The organism is Peribacillus sp. NPDC096622 (assembly GCF_044762665.1).
Lineage (GTDB): Bacteria > Bacillota > Bacilli > Bacillales > DSM-1321 > Peribacillus > Peribacillus frigoritolerans_B.
The window spans coordinates 1-1,233 of record NZ_JBIWES010000062.1; the positions used below are offsets into that span (position 1 = coordinate 1).

A 1,233-nucleotide genomic window follows, 5' to 3' on the forward strand; every position below is an offset into this window, starting at 1 on the left:
TATTCATGAAGCTGTTTAAACCCCTCGTTGTGACGAATGAGTGGTACTATTACTTTGAAAAGAATATATCTAAGTCGCTTTCTTCCCCGTTTGGAAATATGTTTTTGTCCCTTATGTTGACCAGATGAGTTTTCCCGTAATGTTAATCCCGCTAGTTTAATCAATTGGCGTGGATTTTCATAAAGTGAAAAGCTTCCAACTTCTGAAAGCAAATCAACAATGGTTGCATCTCCTAATCCAGGAACTGAAGCCAGCAGCTCATATTCCATAGTTGTTTGGGCCATTTCGGATAATTGACTATTCACAGATTCAATTTCGTTTTCTAGTAAGCGATATTGACGCAGGAGCGTGGCAATTTCATGTCGGGCCATCTGTGTCCCTTCTGTCAGTCCAATGGAGTTCGTCGCTGCTTCAATGAGTAGCTTTGCTTTTGGTAGCTGTGGGGCTCTCATTCCCTTTACCTTACGGTAAAGAAAGACAAGCTCCTCAGCACTTTTTCCATCGATATCCTGTGGCAACGGAGTCATTTCCAATGTAGCTAGAGCCATCTTTCCGAAAGCCGGATAGACTTGAGTAAACTCGGGAAAATAACGATCAAGCCAACGAATGATTCGGTTTTTAATACTCGCTAAATCTTCCGTTAACTTTGAACGAAGAGTAGATCCGATACGAAGTTCTGCTTCTACTTCTTTTAATAAACGTGGATAGCTAAAACGCCCATCTTTCAATAAACGAGCGATGACTAATGCATCTTTTTTATCGTTCTTTGTCGGTAAATTATCGTCCAGTTCCTTCGATCGTTTGACATGCATTGGATTCACCATGACTAGTGGTATGCCGTAATGATCTAAAAAATTAGCTAAGTTCATCCAGTAGTGGCCTGTTGGCTCGATTCCCACAATTACTTCTGTTTTCTTAGCTTCCTTCATCGTTTGACGAATCTTTTCATACAGGTGTTCAAAGCCCTCTTTTGATTGATGTACTGCGAAGGCTTTTTCTATCACGCGCCCTCGTTCATCAACAAAACAAGCGTAATGAACACGCTTGGCAATATCCATACCAACAACGAGTGTATTTTCAGTAACTTGATTAATTTTTTCATTCCATTTAAACTGCATAGAGAAGTCCTCCTTGTTTGATGCTGGGTCAATGGTCGTTGACACTCATGCATCATACAAGAGGGCTCTTTTTCTTTCAAGACCCCGAACATCCTTCTAACAGGAATGCTGCCCC

1 protein-coding gene is annotated in these 1,233 nt (G+C 41.0%); it reads right to left on the reverse strand.

From position 1 onward, the window contains the following. Positions 1 to 1,118, reverse strand: a 1,118-nt coding sequence (locus tag ACIQYG_RS26860) for an IS110 family RNA-guided transposase (RefSeq protein ID WP_402844639.1), incomplete at its 3' end; no start/stop codon positions are given. Positions 1,119 to 1,233 lie beyond the last annotated feature (115 nt).